The 5,156-nt window shown below is 32.0% G+C and carries 3 protein-coding genes and 1 pseudogene; 1 reads left to right on the top strand and 3 read right to left on the bottom strand.

What is annotated here, in order from left to right; all coding sequences use genetic code 11:
• Together ACIQZC_RS08920 and ACIQZC_RS08915 are read right to left on the bottom strand one after the other, a co-directional pair.
• Positions 1–287 (bottom strand): aminotransferase class I/II-fold pyridoxal phosphate-dependent enzyme (locus tag ACIQZC_RS08920; protein WP_396138880.1); only part of this gene is annotated, 287 nt, incomplete at its 3' end.
• A gap of 32 nt (positions 288–319) precedes the next feature.
• Positions 320–3,508: a UvrD-helicase domain-containing protein gene (locus ACIQZC_RS08915; RefSeq protein WP_396138879.1), complete on the bottom strand. Its 3,189-nt coding sequence runs from the start codon at positions 3,506–3,508 to the stop codon at positions 320–322.
• Positions 3,509–3,615: 107 nt separating this feature from the next.
• Between ACIQZC_RS08915 and ACIQZC_RS08910 the strand changes: the two genes are divergently transcribed.
• Positions 3,616–4,221, top strand: coding sequence for a superoxide dismutase (locus ACIQZC_RS08910; protein ID WP_396138878.1), 606 nt, complete (start codon positions 3,616–3,618; stop codon positions 4,219–4,221).
• Positions 4,222–4,454: 233 nt separating this feature from the next.
• Here the strand turns inward: ACIQZC_RS08910 and ACIQZC_RS08905 are convergent.
• Positions 4,455–5,156, bottom strand: a pseudogene (locus ACIQZC_RS08905) (amidophosphoribosyltransferase); the annotation flags it as partial.

Below are 5,156 nucleotides of genomic sequence, written 5' to 3'. Positions count from 1 at the left end.
ATTTTTTGTTCTAATTCTTTATGAATATCTTGTGTTCCGCAAATAAAACGTACAGATGACATTCCGAAACCATGAGAATCTAAGGCGTCTTTTGCTGCTTGAACCACTTCTGGATGTGAAGAAAGTCCTAAATAATTATTGGCACAAAAATTTAAAACCGTTTCTCCAGTTGAAATAGTAATCTCGGCACCTTGAGGCGAAGTAATAATGCGTTCTTTCTTAAACAAACCATTTTCTTTAATCGAATTTAATTCGCTTTGCAAGTGGTGTTGAATTTTTCCGTACATAATTTTATTATTGTTTGTGTTTCTTTTTAGTATTACAAAGTTACTATTTCTATGCTTTCGCCTATATAAATGAGCATTTTTTTTGCAACCGAATAGTTCATTTCGCGCAACGCTAATTCATATTCCTCTATTTGCACTTTATGTTTGTGATGTTTTTCACCTGTTTTATAATCTAACAAATAAGCACTATTGCCTTTTAAAACCACTCGATCAGGTTTTATCGCTTTTGTTGCTTTTTTAATGATGGTTTGTTCATTAATTTTTGTGCCCTCAGCAGCAAAAAAATCGTTTAATTCTGAATGATTGACAATTTTTTGAATGGTATCATTAAAAATTTCACGTTGTGATATCCTAATTAAACCATGTTCTATGGCTTTATTTAAGGCTAATTCAACCTCATCTTTTGTGTGAATAAATGCCATAATTTCATGCAAAATAGTTCCAAAAGCAATTGCATCTTGTTGTATCGTTCCCCACATAAGTGCTTCGCGTTGTGCAATGTTAATTTTTGAAGGTTTTAATTTATCTGCAACTATTCCAATGCTTTCATGAATGCCTTTATGAATTTCAATTTCAGATTTTCGGTCAGCGGTTCCAAACTCATAAGTAAATTTTGTAGGTTCATACACTCCCTTTTTTTCTAAAAAATCTAAAAAGTAATAGGATAAATTTGACGTAACAAAAGCTCCTTTTTTAGTTAATTTTTTATTTGAAATTACAAATAATTGCTCTTTGGCGCGGGTTAATGCCACATAGAGTACATTAATGGTATCTAGTATTTCTTCTTGGTTTTTAGTTTGAAAAATGGTTTTTGCTTCGTTTCCATAATTTTCAACTTCCTTTTTGTTATTGATTAATGCTTTTGGTAAGTCAATAGTTGAATCTTCTAGAGGAATCCAAAGTTTATCCTTTATTTTTTTTGTAAAATCTTCTTCGGCAAAAGGAAAAATAACCACTGGAAACTCCAATCCTTTTGATTTATGAATGGTCATGATTCGAACAGCATTTGTTCCTTCTGGTGATGGAATACTTTTTTGAAAGCCTATTTTATCCCAATACTCTAAGAAGTCTGCAATACTTGATTGTACTTTCACGTCTTTTTCTAGCACTAAATCAAGAAAATATTGCAAATAAGAAGTGTTTACTTTGTGCTTTAAAAATATCGAAATTAGCGTTTCAACCGTTTCATAAAGGGATTTTTTCTTGCAATCAGTAAACGAAATTTCGATTCCAATTGACTTTAAATAAACTTCTAAATCGGCAGTGTTTTTATCTTTTGTTGCCAAGATAAAATCGTGAATATCTAGTTCAGATTGTAAGTATCCACCAATGTAGTATAGAAAATAAATTTTTGCCTCTTCTTCTTTAGAATTTTTTAAATACCGAAGTAACGCAATGATCAATTTAACCTCAATAGCATTTTGAATCAACAACGTTTCAGATGATAATATTGGAATTTTGTTTTCGGTTAAAAAATTAGCCAATTTTATTCCTGGAGCTTTTGTTCGTGTAAGTAATATAATGTCTTTATATTCAAATTTATTGGCAAGACACTGTTGGATTGTTTGTAGTGTTTTGCTCAAATAAAGTTTGTCTTTTAAAGTAACGGTATCGTTTTCATTATCAAATCCTTCTATCAAGATTTCCTCTTCAGGCTCTTCAATAAAAGATAAATTTACATAGCCGCCAGTTTTAGAATTAGTTTCTTGATGCGAAAGATGTTCATACAAATTCTTGTAGTCTTCATTGTCAAATTGATGCGCTAATTGTTTGAAAAAAGCATTATTAAAATGAATGACTTCTGTATAACTTCTATAATTTGTTTTTAATCGCTCTGTTTTTTTATCCTTATTTGAAAATGGATTGTTTGCGTCAATTTCTTTAGCTAAATCAATAAATTGTTCGGCTTTTCCGCCACGCCATCTATAAATAGCTTGTTTTGGATCACCCACCAGCATCAAAGTTCCTTTTTTTCCATATTCATCTTCGCCAGCCAATGCATTATCAATTAAAGGAATTAAATTTTGCCATTGCATTACTGAAGTATCTTGAAATTCATCAATAAAATAATGGCGGTATTTTTCTCCCAAACGCTCATAGATAAATGGAGCCGGTTGGTTTTTAATTTCTTTATGAATGATCGTATTAAAATCAGAAATTGAAACAATATTTTGCTCTTCTTGAATTTTCTTGAATTCCTGATAAATCGTGTTTAATAACGAAAGTGGATTTAAGTTTTGAAGAAAAGCTTCATACAAGGCAATTTTTTCAGCTTTTCCATTTATTGTTTGAGCCGAACTTAATATTTCAGATGCATTGGCATCAATAAAATCCTTGTCAAATTGAGGAACGGCTTTTGAATAGGGCGCATTGGTTCCGTTTAAATAATTTATAATTGTATCGTTTCGGGCAATGCGTTTAGTGGCAACCTTTTCTAAATGATTGGTTACATAACTCGAATAAAACGATTTTCTAGAAACACCATTTTTGTCGATATTTTCTAAAATCTGTTGAGCAATTGTGCTACATTCTTGTTTTAAATGTGCACTTGCAGTTTGTAATTTGTTTTTAATGATTCCAAAATCTGTTACACTTTTTTCGGACATTTCTTTGATTTCTTCCGAATTGTTTTCGTTAGTAATCAACTGTGCTACGGCTAATAATTCGGCTGAAATATCCCAGTTTTTATCGTCGTCGGTGCGTTCTTTTGAAAATTCAATTAAGAGTTGGGTTAAGTTTTGATCTTCTCCCGCTTTGGAAATCACTAAATCAATGGCTTCTTGCAACAAAACATCGGTATCTAAAGACACTTCAAAATTGGGTGGTAAATTTAAATCCTGTGCAAAAGTCCTAATGACTTTGTGGGTAAATTTATCAATCGTAGAAATATCAAACGCCGCATAATTATGAATGATGTTTTTAATAATTGCTTTCGATTTATCTTTAATCGTTGCAATACTTAATTTTGTATCATTCGCCACATCTTTTAGCAAATCCATAGCTTTTTCAGAAGTAGTATCAATGGAAAATTCATACAAACTTGATACGATTCTGTTTTTCATTTCAGCAACCGCTTTATTGGTAAACGTAATGGCCAAAATTTTCCTATAGGCATCGTCGTTACTTGCTAAAAAGAGAATTTTTAAATATTCTTTCGTTAACGTGTATGTTTTCCCTGATCCTGCGGAAGCGTCATAAATGGTAAAAGCTGTTGTTTCCAAATGTTATATTTGTCTTAATTATGGTGTTATAGAAACGATCTATTTTTGATTCCAAAGTTTAATTTGTAAATTTGGTGAAAATATTATTAATCTAAAAATAAAATATCATGGCTTTTGAATTACCAAAATTACCTTATGCATATGATGCATTAGAACCACATATTGATGCTCGAACAATGGAAATTCATCATTCTAAACATCATAATGCTTATGTAACAAATTTAAATGCAGCTATTGCTGGATCAGAATTAGAAGGAAAATCAATTGAAGAGTTGATGAAAAATCTTGACATGAACAATATGCCGGTTAGAAATAACGGTGGAGGTCATTACAACCACACTTTATTTTGGGAAATTATGTCGCCAAACGGTGGTGGTTTACCAACCGGTGCATTAGCTGCTGCAATTGATGCTGCTTTTGGTTCGTTTGATGCTTTTAAAGTTGAATTTGCAAAAGCAGGTGCAACCCGTTTTGGTTCAGGATGGGCTTGGTTGTGTGTAAAAGACGGAAAATTAGAAGTATGTTCTACTCCTAATCAAGATAATCCTTTGATGCCAGGTGTGGCTTGCGGCGGACAACCAATTTTAGGAATGGATGTGTGGGAACATGCTTATTATTTACATTATCAAAACCGTCGTCCTGATTATATGGAAGCGTTTTTTAATGTAATTCATTGGGAAGAAGTAGCAAAACGTTATCAAGCGGCACTATAATTTCTTAATATAATTAACTAAAAAAGCCGAGAAGTATGGCGACTTCTCGGCTTTTTTTGTATTGTACCAATTTTTTTGAAAATAAAAAAGGTGAAATTGCTTTCACCCTTTTTGCCCCAAATTTACCATAAAACTTAACCTACTAATTTTTTGGTGATACTAAAGTAGTATATGAAATTACTTGTGAGTAAAAAAATTGTTATATAGCACAAAAACTCGATGAACTGCACTTTTTAATACGCTCGAGCGTCTTTTCCTTCATAAAAATTCATAAAAGCACGGTTTACTACTCGGTTTCCACCGTCTGTTGGGTAGTCTCCAGTAAAATACCAATCGCCTAAATTTTTAGGGCACGCTTTATGTAAATCTGCTACCGTTTGATAAATAATTTTTACTTCGGCATTTGTGTCATCAGGCGTAAGCATTTCTGCAATTTTATCAGAAATTTCTTGATCTGTAAAAGGTGCATAAATTTCTTTGACATAATTTATCACATCGGCATCTGTAAAATCTTCTTGTGCCTTTGATTTTTGATAAACCTCTTCAAAAATATGATATAAATTGCGATCCTTTAATAAAGCTAAAGCGGCTCTAAACGCTACTAATCCTTCTAACTTTGCCATATCTATTCCGTAACAATCTGGATAACGAATTTGAGGTGCCGAAGATACTACTACAATTTTCTTTGGATGCAAACGATCCATCATCTTAATGATACTTTGTTTTAAAGTAGTTCCTCGCACAATACTATCATCAATAATTACCAAATTATCCGTTGGTTTAACCACACCATAAGTTACATCATAAACGTGTGCTACCAAATCATCTCGACTACTGTCTTCGGTAATAAATGTTCTTAATTTTGCGTCTTTAATGGCGATTTTTTCGGTTCTAATTTTCACCGAAAGTAATTCTTTCAACTTGTCTTCGGTTAA

It is taken from the genome of Flavobacterium sp. (assembly GCF_044338735.1).
GTDB lineage: Bacteria > Bacteroidota > Bacteroidia > Flavobacteriales > Flavobacteriaceae > Flavobacterium.
Note: the sequence above shows the minus strand (reverse complement) of the source record. Positions and strands in the feature narration are given on the sequence as shown.

Bases quoted from the DNA above. Each gene is read 5' to 3' on its own strand.
- ACIQZC_RS08910 (WP_396138878.1), top strand. From the start codon at position 3,616: ATGGCTTTTGAATTACCAAAATTACCTTATGCATATGATGCATTAGAA.